The organism is [Borrelia] tanukii, assembly GCF_030439725.2.
In the GTDB taxonomy this organism is placed as follows: Bacteria; Spirochaetota; Spirochaetia; order Borreliales; family Borreliaceae; genus Borreliella; species Borreliella tanukii.
In genome coordinates, this window is record NZ_CP179580.1 from 1 (window position 1) to 19,563 (window position 19,563).

The following is a 19,563-nucleotide window of genomic DNA, read 5'->3' on the forward strand; positions in this document are numbered from 1 at the left end:
AATTTATTATTTTTTAGTATAAAGTTGAGTAAACCCAAACCAACTAATTATATCACTTATATCTCAGCTATTATTCATCATTAATAAAATTCTCCAATTTCCTATTTGACAACTTTGGATACTTAAAGAATATTTGATTAACCGTATTATGAAATAACTTTACATTTAACACAATTTCATATACTTTATTTTCATTGTTTTTTTTATCTTTTATAGTAAGCTGCGCAAGCATATTATTACACCTATTTTTTTATAAAAAAGTTTAAAAGAATTTGTCAGTTCATCATTAAAAACTCCAAAATTATATGAAATAGTATATCCGGGCTCTTTTGAAATTTCTTTTAAACTAATTTTAGCAACTCCAACTCTATGTTGCTCAAAATCAACATTTGATCCTTCAGAAATTAATTTTAAGTTTTTAACTTCATATTTTTCTTCAAACTCTTTAGTTGCTTCAAATGCTATGATTTTAGCTATTGGCACATTATTCATTAATATTTTATAATTATCATCGTTAATATAATAATTATAGCCAAACAATGATAAGGTTTAAAATCGGATTGGTGAAAAAATATAAGAATACTTAAGCTCTCTAAGATCTTGGATTAAATTACTGTATTTATCTTTTATAGATCTTAAATTACCAGATTTTACCCATGTAACATAACCTCCTGCAAGCAATTCTAAAACCTATCCTTCTTTTATTTCGTTTGTAGTAGATTCTTCATCAACATAACAAATATTTTTTCAATATTTTTTTCAATTGTCTCAAAATCAAGGATTTTAGCCTTAATACTTTTTGAAGATTTTGACTCTAAAAAACAAGAACAAAAAAATGATATAAATAAAAATAGATTTAAAATACTCATATTTTTCATAATCATATATAATCCTCTCCATCCTAAATTTAACTCAATTGTAAAAAATCATTTTATATAAAAACGCCAAAATCCTCTAATTTCAAAATTAGCATTTTACTTATATTTTTAAATTGTTGATCAAGAGTAGGCTCCATACAATCAAAACAATTGTCTTCACCTTCTCCTTCACAATACATAAGACTTACTAGACACATATCCTTAATACATAAGTACAACAAAAAAACTTCCGTTTCAAACATACTATCGCTTATTCTTGTTTTGATTTTGCGAAACAAGTTAATTAATTGTTTGGCTCTATTAGAGCCCAAGCGCACAAAGAACTTGTCAAAATATTTTTCATTATAGTTCTCAAACAACGGCAATGTGAAATTACAATTATTATCTTTAGTAGAATTATTTCTCAATTCAGAGATAACACGCTTCATATCCCCTAAAACACAATATTCAACCGCACTCAACTTTAATTTGGAAAGAGGGGTTTTTCTAGGAAAGAAATTATTATAGTTCATTTACTTGTCCCGCATATATCCATTAATATCTTGTGTTGCAAGTAACACAAGATATTAATGGATATAAATCTTATAGTAGGAAATTTCATTAATTACTAATTAATATAATTCACTTTTCGGAAAAACTCAATTTAACATTTTTTATACTTAATAGCAGGTTAAGCAAAACTAAAGAGAAAACTAAACACGATTAGAGTTACTTATGAATGTGCTTTCATAAGTAACTCCACTAATCCCCATTGGATAGGACAATTAATATTCTAATTTGCAGATATATCAAGTATATTAGTAGATTATACCACACTTATAACAAAAACCTAATTTTGATTATTAGTATCACCTTTCATATTATATTTGAGTTGTTATTTTAGGCTGTTATAATTTACTAGTTCTTTATCTTCATGTTTTTTAAATTTATTTCTTCGTTATAATTTCCAAAACGATTGCTAAATAATTCTTCTTTGTTTTTTAGCCCTTATTTCCATTTTAAACGCCCTATTTCAAGTCCACTCTGGGGGGGACACAATGGTGGTTCTCAAAATTGATAAACTCGACTCCCTACCATCAGCGTTCTGGCAACTTGAGATAGAACTATTATTGGAATTTTAAGCTCAAGAGCAAGTACACGTATATTACGGCTCAGAAATACAACTTGCTAGAAACTAGGAACACTATCCTGCAACATAGCAATTAAGCCTGTGTGGTCAATGATAATAATCTGAATATTATTATTTTTTCCATTTTTCTAGCTTGAGCCTTTAATCTTTAAGATAATAAATCATTGAAAATTCATTCTTAAATAACATATATATGATTTAAATAAATAAAAATTAATAAAAATAAGATTTTTCCAAAATCTTAAAATACCATAAAACTTCTTGAAATGAAAATATTATTATGATTAATTCAATATTATATTCAATATTGAATTATATTCAATATTGAATTATATTAATATTGCATTATATTGAATATTAGATTTTAATTAAGGAGAATATTTATGAAATATACTATAATTGCAAGCATATTCGTTTTTCTATTTTTAAATGCTTGCAATCCGGATTTTAACACCAATAAAAAAGATATGGGGTATCAACCTAATAAAAAAGGACTAAAATCCAATAAAAAAGGATTAAACCTTAAAACAGAAGCAGCACCAAATCAAGAAGTAAAACCAAATCAAGAAGAAGATCCTAACCAAAAAGTAAAAAACAAGCTGCTTGATGATTTAAGAAATTTAATAGAAAAAGCTAACACGGATAGAAAAAAATATGAAAAAAAATCGGCAGAAGAACCTTCAAACCAATATGGAATGGAAGTTTTCAAAAGATTGTTTTGGATAGACTCACCACGTGAATCAACAGCAGATAATACTGAAAGATCTAAAAACTATAGAAAAGAGACTTATTGTGCCTTAAATGACATTGATATTAATAAATTAAAGGAAATTTCAGAAATTATAATACTGTCAAAACAACACGAAGATCTACTTAACGCCATTAGAGACTTTGGATCTATTCTCGACGAAATGATTTTTTGCTTATATCCTAAAAAAGATACTTTAGACAAACTAGAGATTTCGGATTTAGAGAAGCTTAAAAATTCGTTTGAAAAATTATTATCTATAAAAACAATCTTCTCAGAAGAGATAAAGCAAATTTTATTAGATTATCAAAATAATGAAAATCTTATAAAAACAGATGCCGCTAAGCTTAAATCTTCTACAACCACACTTTTAAATCAAATTTTAGAAAAAATTAAAGAAGCAAGAGAACTAAGAAGTGAAATATTATTCTTATTAATAAAGAGCCTTTAAGATATCTATTGAAATTATCATAATATAAAAGCCTATCTTTAATAAAGATAGGCTTAATGTTTTAACCAAAGATTACAAAGAATTTTTAACCTGTAATTTACACTAAATTTAAACGGAGACAAGTCTTTCAAATTGATTATCGATTTCAATATAAATATGCTTTTTTATGACTTCTATAAAAACTTTTTTGGTAGAAAGAAGGCAATAATTCCAGATCAAAAATCAGATTTTCAATAATGCCATTCAAATAGATAAAATTTCTTGTATAAGTTTTCAAGATACTGTTTGTGAACTGTTATTTCTAAATCAAAGATTATAGAAATAGATTCTTAAATTTTTCTATGATAGCTTTTTAGGCTCTGAAAAAAACGAGGTCATCCACTAGAGTGTGGCACAAGCTTTATCTAGGGCAGTTTCCTGCCTTCGTTTTTATTTCTTTATAATAAATCCTTAAGATTTAGAGCTGCGTTTATATCTCTATCATGCAAAATATTGGAACTCCCAAAATTCCAACTAGTATCATTTAATTTTAGAATTGTATTTTTAATACCGCAACTGTTGCATAGCTTACTTTATGGAAAATATCCATCTACTTCATGTAAAGAAGGCCCATACCACCACTCCGACTTATATGATAACTGTCTTACAAACTCATACTAGCCCAAATCATTAATGCTTTGCCCAAACATTTCTTTTTGCACCTTTAATTGATAGGTTTTCTATTACTATATTTTTATAATTAGCTACAAAGTAATAAGTTAGTTTATGTAAAAAATCTTTTCTTTGATTCGAAATTTTCCTATGTAGCTTAGCAACTCTTAATCTAGATTAAGCTCTATTGAAAAAATTCTTTTTTTTTGATAGTTTTTAAGTTTACTTTCATTTTTTAGTAAACATTTAGGATGATTGATTTTCTCCCCCTCACTACTTACTAAAAAGTACCTCATACTCATATCAATACTAGCCCATGTAGAGTTAACTTTGAAAATTCTATTTTATGTAACTTTATACAATCATTTTCTATTCTTATTAAGTTTTTTTGATTATTAGTTCGAAAAGTTTATCTATTTTTCTTATTTTTTATATTTAGGGGATCCTTGCATTCTATTTCCTTTTTTGATTTCTCTAAAAATTACTATACGCAGAATTTAAGTCAATTCAGACATTATAAAAAGCCAAGCTGTCAACTTCCTTTAAAAATAGAAATTTCTTCTTATATTTACCTGGATAATTAATAAGACTTTGCTTATTTTTTTCATAATAATCTTTTTTATCACTTGACATTTTATTATACAAAAACCTTACGCATCCAAGTACTTTTTAAAAATATTTCTTTTGATTAGCGTTGGGATATATTCTGTATTTATAAGCTTTATTAGAGCTCATATGTTCTTATCATTTTTAATATTTTATATTTAGCGTATATATCACATAAACCAACCTTTAATAATCCCTGGGTATATTCTATTAGTTGTCACTTAGTATCAATTGCTAACTATAGACATAAATGCTGCGTTTTCATCTTTTCTTTACTAGACAATACTTAATATATATTCTTTGTAGAAAAGAGCCCTTAATGAATTTAATCGTGATAAGGATTATATTCACTTACTATTAAAATTTACTTTCAATATTCAACCTTCTAAATCTAGGGATAATCCAAAAACAATATTTTTAAGGCTTATTAGAAAAAATATTTTGTTTATTTAGGTAATTATTATTGGAAACTTTATTTTTGGCCTAGAATCTATTGTTTTATTTCTACTGAAGGCGCCTCTGTGGATGCCGTCAAAAGATATATCTAAATATGAAAAAAGCCCCCTAAAGGGACGTCTTTATTTGCGACGATAAACTAGGAGAGAGAATTAACTCTAACCTAAATTAACAATAGCATTATATATAATTAAAATCAAGAATTTATTTTTTCTTTTTTTCTCTTTTGTAATTTTCATATTCAATTATTAAATCTGACAATACTTCTTTTTTAGTGAAAAAAAGTCTTTCAAGGATAAAACATGCTCTTTTTGTATCTTCCTTGCAAAATTTATAAACCTCTTTATTTTTTATTAAAATTTTAATAGGGGTTTTATTATCTTTATCACTCGAATTTTCTTTTTTTATTTCTAATGAATTTTTTTCTAGCTGCCTTTGTATTCCCCTAAATCCTATTTCTTTAATTTTATCTATAGAAATAGCTCCTTTTAAAACCTTTTCATAAACTCTTAAGTAAAAATACGCTTGGGTTTTTGCAATTATAAAATGCTTTATAAATTGTTCAAAACTAGGAAAATTATCATATTTATAAAGTTTTTTTTCTTTAATTTCATATAAAATTTTCATTCTTTCTATTTTATTATCAATATCATCTTTTAAATTATATTTTAATTTTTCTTTCAAATTATTATAGTTAATTAAATCCTTGTCTGTAATTTTATTTATATTTATCAATTCTTTATTTATAGGACTGCCCGTTCTACTATTTAAAAATAATTCTTTTTTATTTTGTCTTATACCCATTTTATTCCCTTTGTTTATTTGTAAATATTATATCGTTCAATGCTGAACGATATAATATTTACAAATAAACAATATTTTTTAAGGTATTTTTTACCTCTTTATAATATGCTTCTTTTAAAGAAGGTTCTAAGAGTTCATTTATAAGAACTTTTATGCTATTATAATAATGAATTTTTCCTTTTATGTAAAAAGCATACTCTTTATATAGTAAATCTTCTACATCTTTAAATGTGTTTCTATTTTTTATAAACTGATTTTCTATGATAGCAACATCATAACTTTTGCTTCTAAAATCTCTAACATCATTAATAGTATCCATTAGAATACTTAAGCTTTCTACAGAAAATCTCTCTACTTGAACTGGAATTATGATATAATCTGTAACATTTAAAGAATTTCTTAAAATAAAGCCCAAATTAGGTGGGGTATCAATTAGAACATAATCAAAATTATAATTTGAAATATTTCTTTTTAACTGATACTCTAAAAGAACATCTTTATAGTTTAAAACTTCAGAATTAAAATTTTCTAAAACAGGATGAGAAGGAATTATAGAGATATGATCATTAATTTTATTTATGCATTGATCGAAATAAACATCTTTTTTCAACATTCTGTAAACGTTATATTCTTCAATATTAAAAATATATTTACTAAAGTAAGAGCTTAAAGAATTTTGTGGGTCTAAGTCAATCAATAGCACTTTTTTATTCAAATCTTTTAATATATAAGAAAAAATTATTGTTAATGTGGTTTTACCTACACCTCCTTTAGGACTTGCAACTGTTATAATGTTTGATTTTTTTGTATCCATTTATTTATTATTCCTTCTTCTTTTATTTTTTTATTATAAAATTTGTACACCATTCTTTCCATTTTTTTTATATGTTCTAATGTAAACTGATAATATTCTGTATCTTTTTTTTCTTTTCTTAATAATGTCCATAAAGATTGTACATAGCATTTGATAGATCCCTTTTTAAATTTATATTCTATATAATATGATTTATTGACCGCATATCGTTTATTGTTATTGCCTATAATAAAAAAGGGGGTTTTTAGCTTATTCCAACCGTATTTTATTCCTAAAAAATTGTCATCCTCTTTTGGTGGAAATAAGTTAAAAAAAATCCATCCCCCAATATCGTTAAATTTTTGAAAAGTTATTCTAATTCCTTTCTTAGTAGCTTCGAAGTTGATTAAATGTTTAAACATTATCGTGTGATAAATTTTTTTATTGCCTTTTTCTTCTATTGTATTGAAGATAATTCTTTTTTTTATGTTATTTTTACGATTTTTAAATTTTTCTAAAAGGTTATTCAAATTTTTTTCCTTTTGTAATTAGCTAGATAATCGGTTTGTGTGTTGTTTTGATTTAGTTTCCATTTAGAAATATAAGTGTCTTTGAACTCTCCTGTTAATTTGTAGAAATCCGTTTTGTACGGTGCATTTTGTCTCATAAAGTGAATTTTATTTTTGTATTTTTTTAGATTTTTTAAGTAGAATTCTTTTATGTCCTCTATTTTATAGTCGTATTTTAAATAATTTCTGAAATCTTTGTAGTTTAGGAGTGCGTTTTTTAGTGTTTTTTCTGGTTTCTCAGTGTTTGATGTTATGGTTTTTATTTTTTTAAAAAGGGAATTTTTAGAATTCTTATTATTTATATTTATTATTGATTTATTATTTACAGTGACATTTTGAGTGACATTTTTAGGTTTTAATTCTTCTTTATTTGCCTTTATTTTTTTTAATAGATTAAGCTTGGTGTCAGAAAAATAAGCATCAATTAGGGTGTATGAAATACTAGAAGTTTGATATATGCAAAGCTTGCCTTTAAATTGTCCCAGGTTATTTGAAAATGTTAGAATTCTTTTATTAATTGCTTTGATATGAATTAAAAATCTTAAATCTTCTCGTAGTGTACGAATTGTAGTTGGTTTATATCCTTCTTTGGTTAAAAATGAGTTTAGTATGTTTAGTATGTCTTGTTGATGATGGATATCATAAATGAAAAGCTTTTCATTTGTAAGATATATTTTATGAAGCTTGATACTATAATTTTCTTCAAACTTTTTATTTAAATGATTTATTATACTTGTTATTTTTTTAAGCCTAAGGTTTTTTGATAGTAGCTTTTTAGTTTTATAATAGTAATTACAATTAGGCATAGTTAATTTCATTTTAATCTCCTAGATCATCGTATATTAAATTTATTAATAAGACTTATTAATAAATTTATTATATTTTAAATAATGAGTAATTTTCAACCCTTATTCAATCTTTTTTATTTTATTTTTATATTTTATCTATTTTTTTGAATTCTTGACGCTTTGAATGTTATTTATTATTCTACTCAATTTTTAATTGAGTTCATTGAAAAGTTTCCTCCTAGTTGTTAAATAAAGCTAGGATTCTTTTTTTGAAAAGTCTAAGGATTCAAAAATTACTTAAAGTAAAAAGAATTTTATGAAAAAGGTATAAATATTTTAAATATATTGTTTATTTTTGTTTTTAGTGCTAGAGTCTTTAAAAACATCGAAACTGGAATTTGGGGTTTTGGGTCAATTGAAGAGGATAATTAAAAAGACATTAAAAGAAGATAATAACAATATTTATTCTTTTAATAAAGAATCTAGGTTCATCGATAAAATAAGGAAAAAAAGTTTGTGGATATTCTTTTCTGGCTATGTTACATAGGTAAAATCTGGTAATTTAAGAGCTATAAAAGACAGATATAATAATTTAATCAAAGAGCGTAAGTGTTCTTTTATATTTCACCCAGTCTATTTAAAATTTTGTCATTATTATGGTTTAGTTATAGTTATTATATTAATGATAATAACTATAAAATATTAGGGGAGTTAAATACTAATAGCTAAAATAATAGCATTTGAGGCTACTAAAAGGTTCAAATGAAAATATTTAAGCCCGAAGTTAATTTCTGAGGGATCGAATATTGACTGTGAGCGATATAGAGCTGGTTTTATTACAATTAGTTTAAAAGAATCTTCAAAATAGTCCGGACACATTAATTTATATAATTTTGGGGCTTTTAATGATGCCCTAATAAATTCCTTTAAGCTTCTATATAAGAAGATTGGATGTAGCTATATGCTCACACATTTCACTATAAAAGATAAACAAGCTAATGAAGATAAAACCTATGAAATTGCATTAAATCCAAGGATATTTATTAATACTGTTTAAGCTAATATTTGCTAAGTATTCAAATTTATCAAACGAGAAATTAAAGATTCCTCTCGATGAATAATAAATAACCCAGTGACATTTTTAATAAATAGATTTAATCTTAAAAGATTAAAATATGTAGATAAGGAGAATCGCAAAGTATCACTAATATCTGCTCTATATGACTTTCTATATAGATTAGAAACTTTTTATTTCTAATATCTTTAGTTTTTAAAAAACACCTATCATAATACATTGATGCATTTTAAAATCTATAAACATTATTTTTTTCAATTTCTAAAAGTTTTTTGGTTTCTTTATTGTTTTCTTTAAAAATCACTTCACTAAGAATAACCTTTTCACCATTTTATAGTAATGTTTTTAGTATATATATCATTAAATGAATATAAATCTTTTTAGAATAATAAACCAAGTTTAAATTGTTAAACGTGGTTAAGTTTATTTGTTCTTAAATAATTCTCATATCCTTTTATTAAAGACGAAATATAGACTTCTCCTTTTTTATTTTTTAGTACCTCAAAGTCATTAAGTAAAACTCTAAAATCTTCTTTGGTTAATGAATAAAGACTCGCTACAATAAAATTGTTTTCATTTTCTTTTTCTTTAAAAAATTCATCTTTGGTATCGAATTTTAGTATTTTATCAACTTCTTCTTTGCTAAACTTAAAGTGCTGTAAATAAAGTAAATTAGAGAAATTTAAAGGATCATTTTTGGCTATTAGCAAGGAAGTGTTTTTAACTAAAGTTAAATATAGTGGATTAGCTAGAATTTCATCTTTTTCGGGCTGTGGCATTGGACATTGATAAAGGCATGCCTTTAACACATTTGAATCAACAAATCTTCTTATCAAAAAATCAAATGCAAATGAGTTAAAAATAGATATAATAAATAATTTTTTATAAAGTGATATTGGAGTTTCCTCATAATTTATATATAGCGAATCTATGCAATAGGAGTTTTTAGGACATAATGTACTAATCATTGTTCTTTCATTAGTATTGCTTGCAATTTTTCTATAAATTATCCTTTTATTTAGATGTTCATTATCTTCAGTTAATACTTTTTTTAAATCTTCTTTTTCTATCCATAAAAATTTAGAACTTTTTTTTGCAGCTTTATCTTCAAAAAATCTTGAATTAAATTGATGAATATTAGCTCCAGAATAAAGAAATATAAAGTTTTCATCATTGCGTTCTTTTAGTAAAGATTTACGATTCTTAATGCTTGGGTCTAACCCTTTTTTAAAATCAATATATTCTTCACTAATAGTACTAAATTGACCAAACATTTTGTTGATTAAACTAAATTCTTCATTATTTTTAAATTCTATTATTGACTCTTGAATAGGGGATAGTTTTTTAATTTGGTCGATATCTAATTCAATTCCTTTATAAGCATTATCTTTACTGTCCTTTAAGTTGCTAGTTATTTCTTTTAAAATATTATCCCTGCCCTGAATCATGAATTTTACTTTAAAATTTGATGTGGGGGTTTTAGTATTACTAAGCTGAAATATTGCAAATTTAAAAAGTGATACCACGTCTTTAAATCTTTTTTGATTTTGAAATTGATAAATATAGTTAAGCTTATATTTACTAAATATATGTTTTCTTAGTGAAATAGAGCTAGATTCACTCCAAAGAGCTGAGGGAACTAAATAAGTCAAATTACCCTTTTCTTTTATTAGTTTTAAATTAAATGTAACAAAGTATCTAAAAAGATTAGGATCACCACCACTAGAAAAATCTTTAAAATCATTTTTATAAATATTGTTAATGGCAATTATACTATTTTTTTCTTCATTGTATTCAATATTTAAATGATGATTATCTTTACTGAGTATTTCTTGTTTTATTTTATTTTGTTCTTTTAAGCTTAGTTTTCTATAACTAGGAATATGTTTTGAGAAAAATTCTGCTTCATTAAACTTAGTTTTTTCCCATGGAGGATTTCCAATTACAATATCAAATCCTTCCTGAATATCTGGAAACTCAATTCCATAGTGGAAAAATTTATAATAGCTGCTTAATTTTTTAATTTTTTCTATTTTTTCTTCATCTTCACTAGAGGTTTTATTGCTCAAAATATTTTCAATTAAACTAATTACAGCTGTAATATCATTAAATTCTATATTTAAAGATTTGTCAAAAGATAATGAATAAAGTTTAATTAAAGAGAATATCATTCTTAAATTATCTGTATCTTCACTTTTCTCATATTCTTTATATATCTTTTTAGATTTTTCTATATCTTCTTTAGTAGTATCGTTAATACCCTTAATTTTTTGATAGCTATCTTCTAAAATAATTGTAATTTCTTCAATTCTTTTTTTAAATAAAGAAAATCCGCCTTCAAATTTCTTTTTTGCAATATCAAAAAATTCATCTTTAGTATATCCTAGCAGAGCATTTCCCGCTTTTACATGATGCTCAATAAAGCTTAGTGGTGTTCCAAAAATAAAAGTATTAATCCATAAACTTAGCATAGTAATTTCAACCGAAATAGGATTAATATCAACACCATAAATACACTTCTTTAGTAGCATCCTTTTAAGCACTAATTCTTTACTTATACTATCTTGAACATCGTATTCTTCACTTTCTTTAAGAATAGCTTTATATTCTTTATCAAGCTCTTTTTTTACATCTTCAAATTTATCTAGCTCATACCATACTTTTTCTGTTAAGTAATCTAGACAAGAAATTAAAAAATGCCCTGATCCACAAGAATTATCAATGATTTTTATATCTAAAGGGGACTTGGTTTTAAGCTGTTCTTCAATTGAAGATGCAACCATAAAATCAGTTAAGTCATCTGGGGTATAATATGCTCCACTTTTCTTTCTATCAAGCGATCTTGATGTAAGATAAATATTGCCTTTGTAGTAGGTAGCAACTTTGTTTGCTTTCTTGTTTTCAAGCCCTTCTTCAGTACAAATGAAATAAATTCCGTCTTCAACAATACGATGAACAGTAGTATCTGTAATTCTTAGGTCATATTCAAGCAGAGTTTCGTATAATTCTCCAAAACTTTTAGGATCTAGCTTTGAATACTTTACAAATTTTTTATCTTTAATATTTTTTTCTTCAAAGAAAAGTATTTTAACTAGTATTTCTTCAAGTTCACTAATACTTAGTAAACTTTCATTATTTAAATATTTAACCTTGTCTTCTGCAAATAATCCTCCATTAAATATAGGAAACTTTATTGTAGTACTCCCTTTATCAAGTAAATTGAAAATTTCTATTATTTTTTTGTATCCCAATTTGTTTTTTGTATTTTCATCATAAAAAAAATATCTAAAAGATATAGAAGATCTGTATAGCTTATTTTCTTCTAATATTTTCTTAAATATTTCGTTATCTTCAATATATGCAATAAAAAATATTCTTAAAATAAAAATAATCGATTCTTCAAGTATACTAGCTAAAATATGCTGAGTAATTTCTTTGTCTGATGCTTTAAATTCTTTGTCATATATATTTTTTGCAATTTTAAATATTATAGAATCGTCGGGCCTCTCATAAAGTATCTCTCTCAGGGTTTTTTGAATTATCTCTTTTTCTTTAGCTATTTGTTCTTTTTCAACTTTTATTACATTGCTTGTCTTTAGGTATCTTTCTTTTCTTATAAGGTAGCTGAATAAAACAAACCATTCTTGTTTTTTGTATTCTTCTTTATTAATTTTAGAAAAATCAAATTCAATATATCTTTTTTCTCCATAAAGTACTTTCGATTTGTCATATAATCTCCATACCTTTCCATTTGAAAGTATCCCATAATGTTTTTGATATTGATTTAGATATCTATAAAGCTGATCCTCTGCTTCTTTTATTTTATCTTTAATATCGAAACTAAATGATGGACGCTTAACTTCTGCTATAAGTAAGATATCTTCGGCCGGAATAGGCTCATTATTTTTTTTAGCTTCTTCTAATTTATTATTAAAATCTACTTTGTCTTTATCATTTTCAAAAAGTAGTATATCTACTCTAGACGCCACTCCTTCTATTTGTCCACCTTTTTGTTGCTCTACAGAATAATTTAGTTCTTCAAATATAGATTTTAGTAAAGATTCTATATTTGCCTCTGTTGAATTATCATCTATTGAAGAAAGCTTATTTTTTACAATAATAAAAAAGTCTTTTAGCGTATTAATATTTTCTTTTTTTATAAAATCTTTTGATAGTTCTTTATAAAGAGATATATTTGGGTCATTTGTTTTTACAATGTCATTAGTTTTCATTATTTATGCTTACAAAAACCATTTATGTTATTTACAAATCTTTTTTAGCTTTTCTTAATACTCACAACATGTTTTACGATTAATTTTTAAATTTAAAAAAACTAATCTTAAAACATATTGGCTAATATTTGTTTACCTGCATTTACTTTATTTTTATAATAAGATTCTTAAAAATAATTCAGAGTTTTTTCTCCATATTTTTAAATATAGTCAATTTTATCAAAATCTAAATAATTTAATTGCTGTAAACTGATATTTCTAACTCAAGGATTAAAGAAACAGCTTCTTGCATCTTCCCATAATATCTTTTTAGGTTCTGCAAGAGCGGGTATCTGCCAGAGCATGATGCACAACCTTATTTAAGACAGCGCATATCTTAGTTTTTATTTCTTTATAATAATATTTTATTGAATAATAGTGCTAATGATATCCAAAGCACCAGAAATTATCATTATCTTTGCATAAGATATATTTATATTTAATTTAAAACAAGCTACATATTGTTGTAGCCTGTTTTAAAAAATAAAATAACATTAAATATTAGTACCAAACACCATGCTTATCAATGGCGTTTTGTACTATTTTAAGGGAATCTTTCGTTAATAAGATTGAAGTTACTATTGCTTTATATGCTTCGTATGTATTAGATTGTTCTTTGATCTTTGAAATTAAATTTTTTACTTCTTCTTCAATGTTATCTAATCTTTTTTTTGCATGTATTTCTCTTCTGTATACAAAATTCGTCGCAGTTTTTACACTTACTTGAATATAATTCAATAAGTCTTTAAGATCGTGCTGAAGTTCTTCTTTTGTAAACCTTTTGGCCTCTTCTTTGGCTTTGGTTTTAGTAGTGCTGTCGAGGCGCGTAGAATACATTTGGGTTTGCTTTGTTGAAAATAATGTATAATTATTGTATATCTTGTCAATTGTTTTAATTGCTGAGTCTACATTATATTTAACACCTTCTAGATAAGATTCATATCGATTACTTAATCTTATTTCCTCATAATAATCTTCATAATCATAATGATCTTCATAATCATAGTAATCTTCATAATCATAGTAACCCTCTTCTTCTATTTCATACATTGATGAAGTAGGGGTTGAGCCTGAAATAGTTTGTAAGTCACTCTTTAATTTTAAATCAGAATCTATATTGAAATCAATTTCATTTCTTTCAATAGTCTCATTTAATTCACCACTTTCACCGCTAAGGGAATTTAAACTTCCTTGAGTTATCCCTATATACGCATCTTGTTGTTTTTGTATTTTTTCTTTTCTAGTTTCAGATTGTTCTTTTAATAATTTAGGTTTTAAATTTTCTTCTTCTAACATTACAATTTTTTGTAATAAATTGCTATTATTAGTAGATTTTCTCTTTATATGATGAGTAGACGGTTCTTTTCTATCAACCTTACCTTTGTTTTTCTTTCTAGCAAGTCCATTTTTTCTGTTCTTATTAATAGACCTTCTAACGGATTTTTCACTAGCACTTAAGATAGAGCCCTTCTCATCAAACAAACCCAGGGATTCCTCTTTCATTTCATCTCTCATGAATAAATCACAACTGATAAAACCAAAAAGTAATCCCAAAGCCAAATATTTACTTTTAACTTTCATGCTTTATCTCCTTTAAAGTCAATACCAATTCTAAATCATTTTAAGTTGGATTCCAAAAATTAACAAACTTTTCTATTAAAAGAGGTAAAATTATTGCAATTTTAATATGTTCTATATTTTATTTTGTACCTTTTTTGCTAACAAATTATTATTTGTTTTTCTTGACCAATTTCTATGTTTGTTTTTAAATCTTTCAGTAAGGGCTCTTTCTAATATAAAAGAATCATTCTATCTTGTACTTATTGTACTTATCAAAAGCAATCCTAAATCATCTTATTAGATAATAATCGCAGTACATAACTTTAAATAAATAGTCAAATGTCTTACTATATTATTTTGCGCATATAAAGTTTAACCACATCTAAAGCTATTCATAGCAGCTTTAGCTATATTCTCTTTAATTTTCTCAAAATTAGATTCATTTTTAAGGTATTCTTTAATCTCTTCTAATGCTGATTTTAGTTTATTTAAGCCTGATTCAATCTCTATAACCATTCATTTTCTTTTAACCTGGGTTAATTATTCCCTACCCCAGTATATCTTTGATTGTTTTCATTTAATTTAGCTCTTAAATTACTTCTAGTATTGCTCAATTTTTCCAATAATTCTTCTAAGCCTGTATCTAAATCATACCAAGCATTGTATTTTTTATAGATGAAGTTCCTTGAGATTTTGCAGATTCTGATAATTATGTAACCTCTATATCACCTGTCGACTCAGTTGATCTTGAGCTTTCGCCTTTGTTGGCACAGTAATTTAACTACCGATCGATTTTGGCGCATCTCCCGTTTCCTTATTATCCGCAGATTCTTTTACATCTACTTTTACCTCTATATCTGTTCCAGACAAATCAGCTACACTTTTACTTGATCTTGATACTGGGATTTTATTTTTTTCCTGAATCTGTTAAAATTGATATTTCTTTACTTATTTTTTGTATTGCTGAACCATTTGAAGAAAGCAAGCTGTTTGGATTTGCTTCTTGATTTGGGTTTAATCCCTTTTTATTAGATTGTTACTTCACATCTTTATGATTGGTTTTAAAATCTGGATTGCAGGTAGTTAAAAATAGAAAAACAAACATGCTTACAATTATATTATATTTCATGAATACTCTCCTTGCTTAAAATCTAATACTTAATAGAATTCAATATTAAATATGAATTACATTGTATTCAATATTGAATGTTGGAATAATCATAATAATATTTTCATTACCAGAAGTTTTATAATGCTTTGATTTTTTTAAAAACCACTTTAATATATTTTAATTGATTTTTAAGGCTTTAATAGATGATATAAGGATGTGTTTAAAAACACGAATAAGGAATAATTAATAATGAAAGATATAAACATGGTTTAAAAAAATCAACTAAAGGTGTTAATTTAAGTGTAAAACATTCATTTCAATTTAAATTAATTTTCTACAGAAAGCAAGTATTTGAACCATAATTCTTTTTGTTTGCATTTTTAATACAAAAAAACTTGATTTTAATAAAATCATTATTAAAATTTAATTTTTATGCTTATGTTTATAAATTTATTTTATAATAATATTATTTAAATATTTAATTTCCATAAATCAATATAATGTCTGACGAGATTGTTAATGGAGGCATATTTTCTAATTTAAAATTATATGCGACTGAGCATCGTTTGCTAGTTGATATAAAAAAGACTTTATACGATTTAAAAGATGGTAGTGGTCGCGATGTACCCCCATTGCCTGACTATAATGAGGAATATTTTAATAAATTCTTTTTAGATTTAGGTTCTGAGCGATCTAAAGAATTGATTAGGTTGTTTTGTAGGGTAAAAAATGAGCAGAATAATAAATTTAAAAGCGAAGTTTATTGGCTATATTCATGTATAAGTAAGTTATATTCTCCAGATATTAAGTATTCTGGTGAACAAGGGCATGAGTATATTGTTTTTATGTCTAGGCCCACTATTGACCAACAATATTTTAAAGTGAAAAAAGAAATAGAAGAGCATACTTTAAGATAATTTTCATTTTTAGTATTAATGTTTCCATAGAATGGAAACATTAATTAATGAATAAATAAAGGTCGTGATTTCTAAAACCAACGACATTATGTTTATGTTTTGTTTTTGATATATTGTTTTAACTTTATATTTGATTATTGATAAATATGTGAATAGAAATTAAAAGCATATCTTGCATAGATTTATTTAATTTTTTATAAATTTATCAATAATAAAACAAGGTGTTTAGCTAAAAGAAAGTTTAGTTAGTTATTTTTGTAGTATATTGCTATGTATTAATATAGTCGGGTTTTAGTATGTTGGGAGTTTATAAAATGGGATCTAATTATGTTTTTGCTAAAAGAGACGCGCGCTCTAATTTCAAATTAGAGCGCGGTTTTTTGAATATTGTGTTTTGAGCGATATGAAAATGGTTATTGGTGAATTAAAAAATAATTATTTTAAGATTGGTGTTGTGGTTCTCTTGATCAACAATTAGAAAATATAAGAAAAGCAGTGGAATTAAAATTAGAAATTTTGGTGTTTTTATGTGAAATGATTTTTCTTTTTACAATTAAATTACAATTAAATCAAAAAAAAATCCAATAGGTAAGTTTTGTGTGTTAAAATACAAGTATAAGTATTTTAACTACAGGGAGCGTTATTTTATGGGCAAATTTTTAATAAAATTTTTTATTTTTTTGTTAGTTTTTTCAAACAGCCATGTTGCTTTTGCTAAAGACACTAATGTTTTGATAATAATGGCTATGGACTATGAGCTTGAACAGATGAATAAGCTTATTTCTAATAAGAGAGAAATAGTGCTTAAAGAATATGGCCTTAATAAAAAGATTATAAAGGGGAAGTTGTCTAATCAAAATGTTATAGCTGTTGAATGTGGAGTTGGCAAGGTTAATGCGGGTGCATGGACTAGCTATATTTTGTCAAAATATAAAGTAAGTCATATAATTAATTCTGGAGTTGCTGGGGGTGTTATTAGTGATAAGTATAAAGGTATTAAAATAGGAGATATAGTAATATCTTCAGAAATTGCATATCATGATGTCGATTTAACTAAATTTGGACACAAGGTTGGGCAAATTATGGACTTTCCTCAGAAATTTAGTGCCGACAAAAATTTGGTTGATAAGGCTACAAAAGTTATTCAATTGAAGATTAAAGGTTTTAATGCATATTCAGGGCTGATATTAACAGGAGATCAGTTTATTGACCCAATTTATATAAACAAAATTAGAAAAAACTTTAACGATGTAATAGCCGTTGAAATGGAAGGTGCAGCAGTAGCGCATATTGCGCATATGTTTAGTATACCTTTTATAGTTATTAGGTCTATATGCGACATTGTAAATAAAGAAAAAAATGAAGTTGAATATAGTGAATTTTATGAATTGGCCGCCATTAATTCAGCTAAAATTGTACAAGAAATTTTAAAAATTCTGTAACAATAGTTAATAAAAATTGAAAAAATATTAGAAATACAATGGCTTTCTAATACAAATAAAAAAACAAGACAAGCAATTAGTCTTGTTTTTTTATTTGTATTAACAAAAACCACTTTTTCCCTTTCATTAACATTTTCTATATTATCAGAACTATCCCCATTAATCTTTTTAAGTGCACCCTCTATTAATCCTTTAGACATATCTATAGTGAGACCCCACACAACACAGAAGAGGTTTAATTTTTATTCTAAAATGTAGAGAGGGTAGAGTTATTAGGGTCGTTGCCAGTATAATTTTTGCAAGAACTTATCAAAATGGCATATATAATAAATATTTATTTTATTACTCCTTAAGTTTAGCGCAGTTTTTTATAAAAATTGCTTTTCTTAATTAACAGTAAAGTGATTTTTCTTTTTACAATTAAATTACAATTAAATCAAAAAAATCTAATAAGTAAGTTGTGTGTATAATTATAAATTAATAGATTAAGTGATATAACTGGTAATTGAAATTTAGTAAATGATTTGTAAGCTCTAAATTAGAGCTGTTTAGATAATAATTTAGATTGCTTTTATTGAGCTTTAGATGTGCAAATGACTTAATGTAGTTGAGTTTTTAGTACAGACTTAATATATTAGGCGTTTTAACTAAAAAAAAGTTTTATGAATTAGAGTTGTATTTGGTTTCAGGTAGAGTTTCTTTTAACTTCGCAATCAAAGAGTAAACAATTTTCAACTGTTTAGTAGTAATACTAAAATCAAAATATTTTTTGCTGCATAATTAATTTTTTATGTACCATACATAGTAATCTATTTTTGTTTAGATTTTCAATAAATTTGGAAATTTCATTAGAGTAAATTAGAAAATATGTTTGAATTTGTAAACCGTTATCTAAAGTATAAGCAAGTATATCAGATTTGAAAGTAAAGAGTTTAATATTTAGATTTTTCAGGTGAGTTAATGGAATTCTAGAAGCCATAATAATTCCAAATAATTGTGAGTAGTGCTAGTAGAATTGATAAGATGTTCACTAATTAAAATGAATTCATCCAGATTTATTCTGTAAAACTTTTTCTGTTTAACAGATTTTCTTTTAAAAAATAGATTGAATAAAAACATATAAACAATATTTACTTCTATGTAAAAATTACAAAAAGTCAAAGTTTTACTTTTGATATTTAAAAGTTTATTTTTTTGAGAAATTAGACTTATAGTTTTATTTATTGTATTTAAAAGTTTGTTGTTTTGGGATAAAGTTTTGACTTTTTAGGATAATCTTTAGAGCTAATATATTTATACTAATTAAAATTATAT

General features: G+C 25.1%; 12 protein-coding genes and 5 pseudogenes. 4 read left to right on the top strand and 13 right to left on the bottom strand.

Annotated features, from left to right (window positions below; translation table 11 throughout):
• Window positions 1–70 precede the first annotated feature (70 nt).
• Window positions 71–881: pseudogene (locus QIA27_RS05165) on the bottom strand (S2/P23 family protein).
• A 50-nt stretch (window positions 882–931) separates the two neighbouring features.
• The gene (locus tag QIA27_RS05170; protein ID WP_418906266.1) at window positions 932–1,390 is read right to left on the bottom strand and encodes a P52 family lipoprotein; all 459 of its coding nucleotides are present in this window, start codon (window positions 1,388–1,390) and stop codon (window positions 932–934) included.
• Between the two features lie 1,000 nt (window positions 1,391–2,390).
• On the opposite strand from QIA27_RS05170, the gene QIA27_RS05175 reads away from it, so the two are divergent.
• The gene (locus QIA27_RS05175; RefSeq protein WP_418906267.1) at window positions 2,391–3,206 is read left to right on the top strand and encodes a virulence associated lipoprotein; all 816 of its coding nucleotides are present in this window, start codon (window positions 2,391–2,393) and stop codon (window positions 3,204–3,206) included.
• Window positions 3,207–3,606: 400 nt separating this feature from the next.
• Here QIA27_RS05175 and QIA27_RS05180 read toward each other — a convergent pair.
• The 6 genes and pseudogenes from QIA27_RS05180 to QIA27_RS05205 form a co-directional block, all read right to left on the bottom strand.
• A pseudogene (locus tag QIA27_RS05180) lies at window positions 3,607–4,168 on the bottom strand (RNA-guided endonuclease InsQ/TnpB family protein); the annotation flags it as partial.
• A 5-nt stretch (window positions 4,169–4,173) separates the two neighbouring features.
• A pseudogene (locus tag QIA27_RS05185) lies at window positions 4,174–4,592 on the bottom strand (helix-turn-helix domain-containing protein); the annotation flags it as partial.
• 531 nt (window positions 4,593–5,123) lie between these two features.
• Window positions 5,124–5,723, bottom strand: coding sequence for a chromosome replication/partitioning protein (locus QIA27_RS05190; RefSeq protein WP_418885677.1), 600 nt, complete (start codon window positions 5,721–5,723; stop codon window positions 5,124–5,126).
• A gap of 58 nt (window positions 5,724–5,781) precedes the next feature.
• The gene (locus tag QIA27_RS05195) at window positions 5,782–6,537 is read right to left on the bottom strand and encodes a ParA family protein (RefSeq protein ID WP_418885676.1); all 756 of its coding nucleotides are present in this window, start codon (window positions 6,535–6,537) and stop codon (window positions 5,782–5,784) included.
• Complete coding sequence (locus QIA27_RS05200) at window positions 6,510–7,046, bottom strand: DUF226 domain-containing protein (protein ID WP_418885675.1); 537 nt, start codon at window positions 7,044–7,046, stop codon at window positions 6,510–6,512. The genes QIA27_RS05195 and QIA27_RS05200 overlap by 28 nt, the downstream gene beginning before the upstream one ends.
• A complete protein-coding gene (locus QIA27_RS05205) occupies window positions 7,043–7,903 on the bottom strand; it encodes a plasmid maintenance protein (RefSeq protein ID WP_418906268.1) in 861 nt (286 codons plus the stop codon). Before QIA27_RS05205 ends, QIA27_RS05200 begins: the two co-directional genes overlap by 4 nt.
• Window positions 7,904–8,789: 886 nt before the next feature.
• On the opposite strand from QIA27_RS05205, the gene QIA27_RS06545 reads away from it, so the two are divergent.
• Window positions 8,790–8,930: a BB0158 famile outer surface lipoprotein gene (locus QIA27_RS06545; protein ID WP_472841289.1), complete on the top strand. Its 141-nt coding sequence runs from the start codon at window positions 8,790–8,792 to the stop codon at window positions 8,928–8,930.
• 425 nt (window positions 8,931–9,355) lie between these two features.
• Here QIA27_RS06545 and QIA27_RS05210 read toward each other — a convergent pair whose 3' ends face one another.
• From QIA27_RS05210 to QIA27_RS06560, 5 genes and pseudogenes are all read right to left on the bottom strand, one after another.
• Window positions 9,356–13,180, bottom strand: a complete 3,825-nt coding sequence (locus tag QIA27_RS05210; RefSeq protein WP_418906269.1) for an Eco57I restriction-modification methylase domain-containing protein — start codon at window positions 13,178–13,180, stop codon at window positions 9,356–9,358.
• A 540-nt stretch (window positions 13,181–13,720) separates the two neighbouring features.
• Entirely contained in the window at window positions 13,721–14,800 is a 1,080-nt protein-coding gene (locus QIA27_RS05215; RefSeq protein WP_418906270.1) for a ferrous iron transporter A, read from the bottom strand.
• Between the two features lie 351 nt (window positions 14,801–15,151).
• Window positions 15,152–15,295: a hypothetical protein gene (locus QIA27_RS06550; RefSeq protein WP_420024981.1), complete on the bottom strand. Its 144-nt coding sequence runs from the start codon at window positions 15,293–15,295 to the stop codon at window positions 15,152–15,154.
• A gap of 20 nt (window positions 15,296–15,315) precedes the next feature.
• Window positions 15,316–15,402, bottom strand: coding sequence for a hypothetical protein (locus QIA27_RS06555; RefSeq protein ID WP_472841290.1), 87 nt, complete (start codon window positions 15,400–15,402; stop codon window positions 15,316–15,318).
• Between the two features lie 416 nt (window positions 15,403–15,818).
• Window positions 15,819–15,908: pseudogene (locus tag QIA27_RS06560) on the bottom strand (lipoprotein P35); the annotation flags it as partial.
• Window positions 15,909–16,393: 485 nt separating this feature from the next.
• Here QIA27_RS06560 and QIA27_RS05225 point away from each other — a divergent pair.
• Together QIA27_RS05225 and QIA27_RS05230 are read left to right on the top strand one after the other, a co-directional pair.
• Window positions 16,394–16,807, top strand: a pseudogene (locus tag QIA27_RS05225) (P52 family lipoprotein); the annotation flags it as partial.
• Between the two features lie 647 nt (window positions 16,808–17,454).
• Window positions 17,455–18,249, top strand: coding sequence for a 5'-methylthioadenosine/adenosylhomocysteine nucleosidase (locus tag QIA27_RS05230; RefSeq protein ID WP_418906271.1), 795 nt, complete (start codon window positions 17,455–17,457; stop codon window positions 18,247–18,249).
• The last annotated feature ends 1,314 nt before the right edge of the window (window positions 18,250–19,563 follow it).

What these genes read in the sequence shown, in the direction of transcription:
- QIA27_RS05210 (WP_418906269.1), bottom strand. Translation starts at nt 13,180, where the DNA reads ATGAAAACTAATGACATTGTAAAAACAAATGACCCAAATATATCTCTT.
- QIA27_RS05190 (WP_418885677.1), bottom strand. Translation starts at nt 5,723, where the DNA reads ATGGGTATAAGACAAAATAAAAAAGAATTATTTTTAAATAGTAGAACG.
- QIA27_RS05205 (WP_418906268.1), bottom strand. Translation starts at nt 7,903, where the DNA reads ATGAAATTAACTATGCCTAATTGTAATTACTATTATAAAACTAAAAAG.
- QIA27_RS05230 (WP_418906271.1), top strand. Translation starts at nt 17,455, where the DNA reads ATGGGCAAATTTTTAATAAAATTTTTTATTTTTTTGTTAGTTTTTTCA.
- QIA27_RS06550 (WP_420024981.1), bottom strand. Translation starts at nt 15,295, where the DNA reads ATGGTTATAGAGATTGAATCAGGCTTAAATAAACTAAAATCAGCATTA.
- QIA27_RS05175 (WP_418906267.1), top strand. Translation starts at nt 2,391, where the DNA reads ATGAAATATACTATAATTGCAAGCATATTCGTTTTTCTATTTTTAAAT.
- QIA27_RS05215 (WP_418906270.1), bottom strand. Translation starts at nt 14,800, where the DNA reads ATGAAAGTTAAAAGTAAATATTTGGCTTTGGGATTACTTTTTGGTTTT.
- QIA27_RS05170 (WP_418906266.1), bottom strand. Translation starts at nt 1,390, where the DNA reads ATGAACTATAATAATTTCTTTCCTAGAAAAACCCCTCTTTCCAAATTA.
- QIA27_RS05195 (WP_418885676.1), bottom strand. Translation starts at nt 6,537, where the DNA reads ATGGATACAAAAAAATCAAACATTATAACAGTTGCAAGTCCTAAAGGA.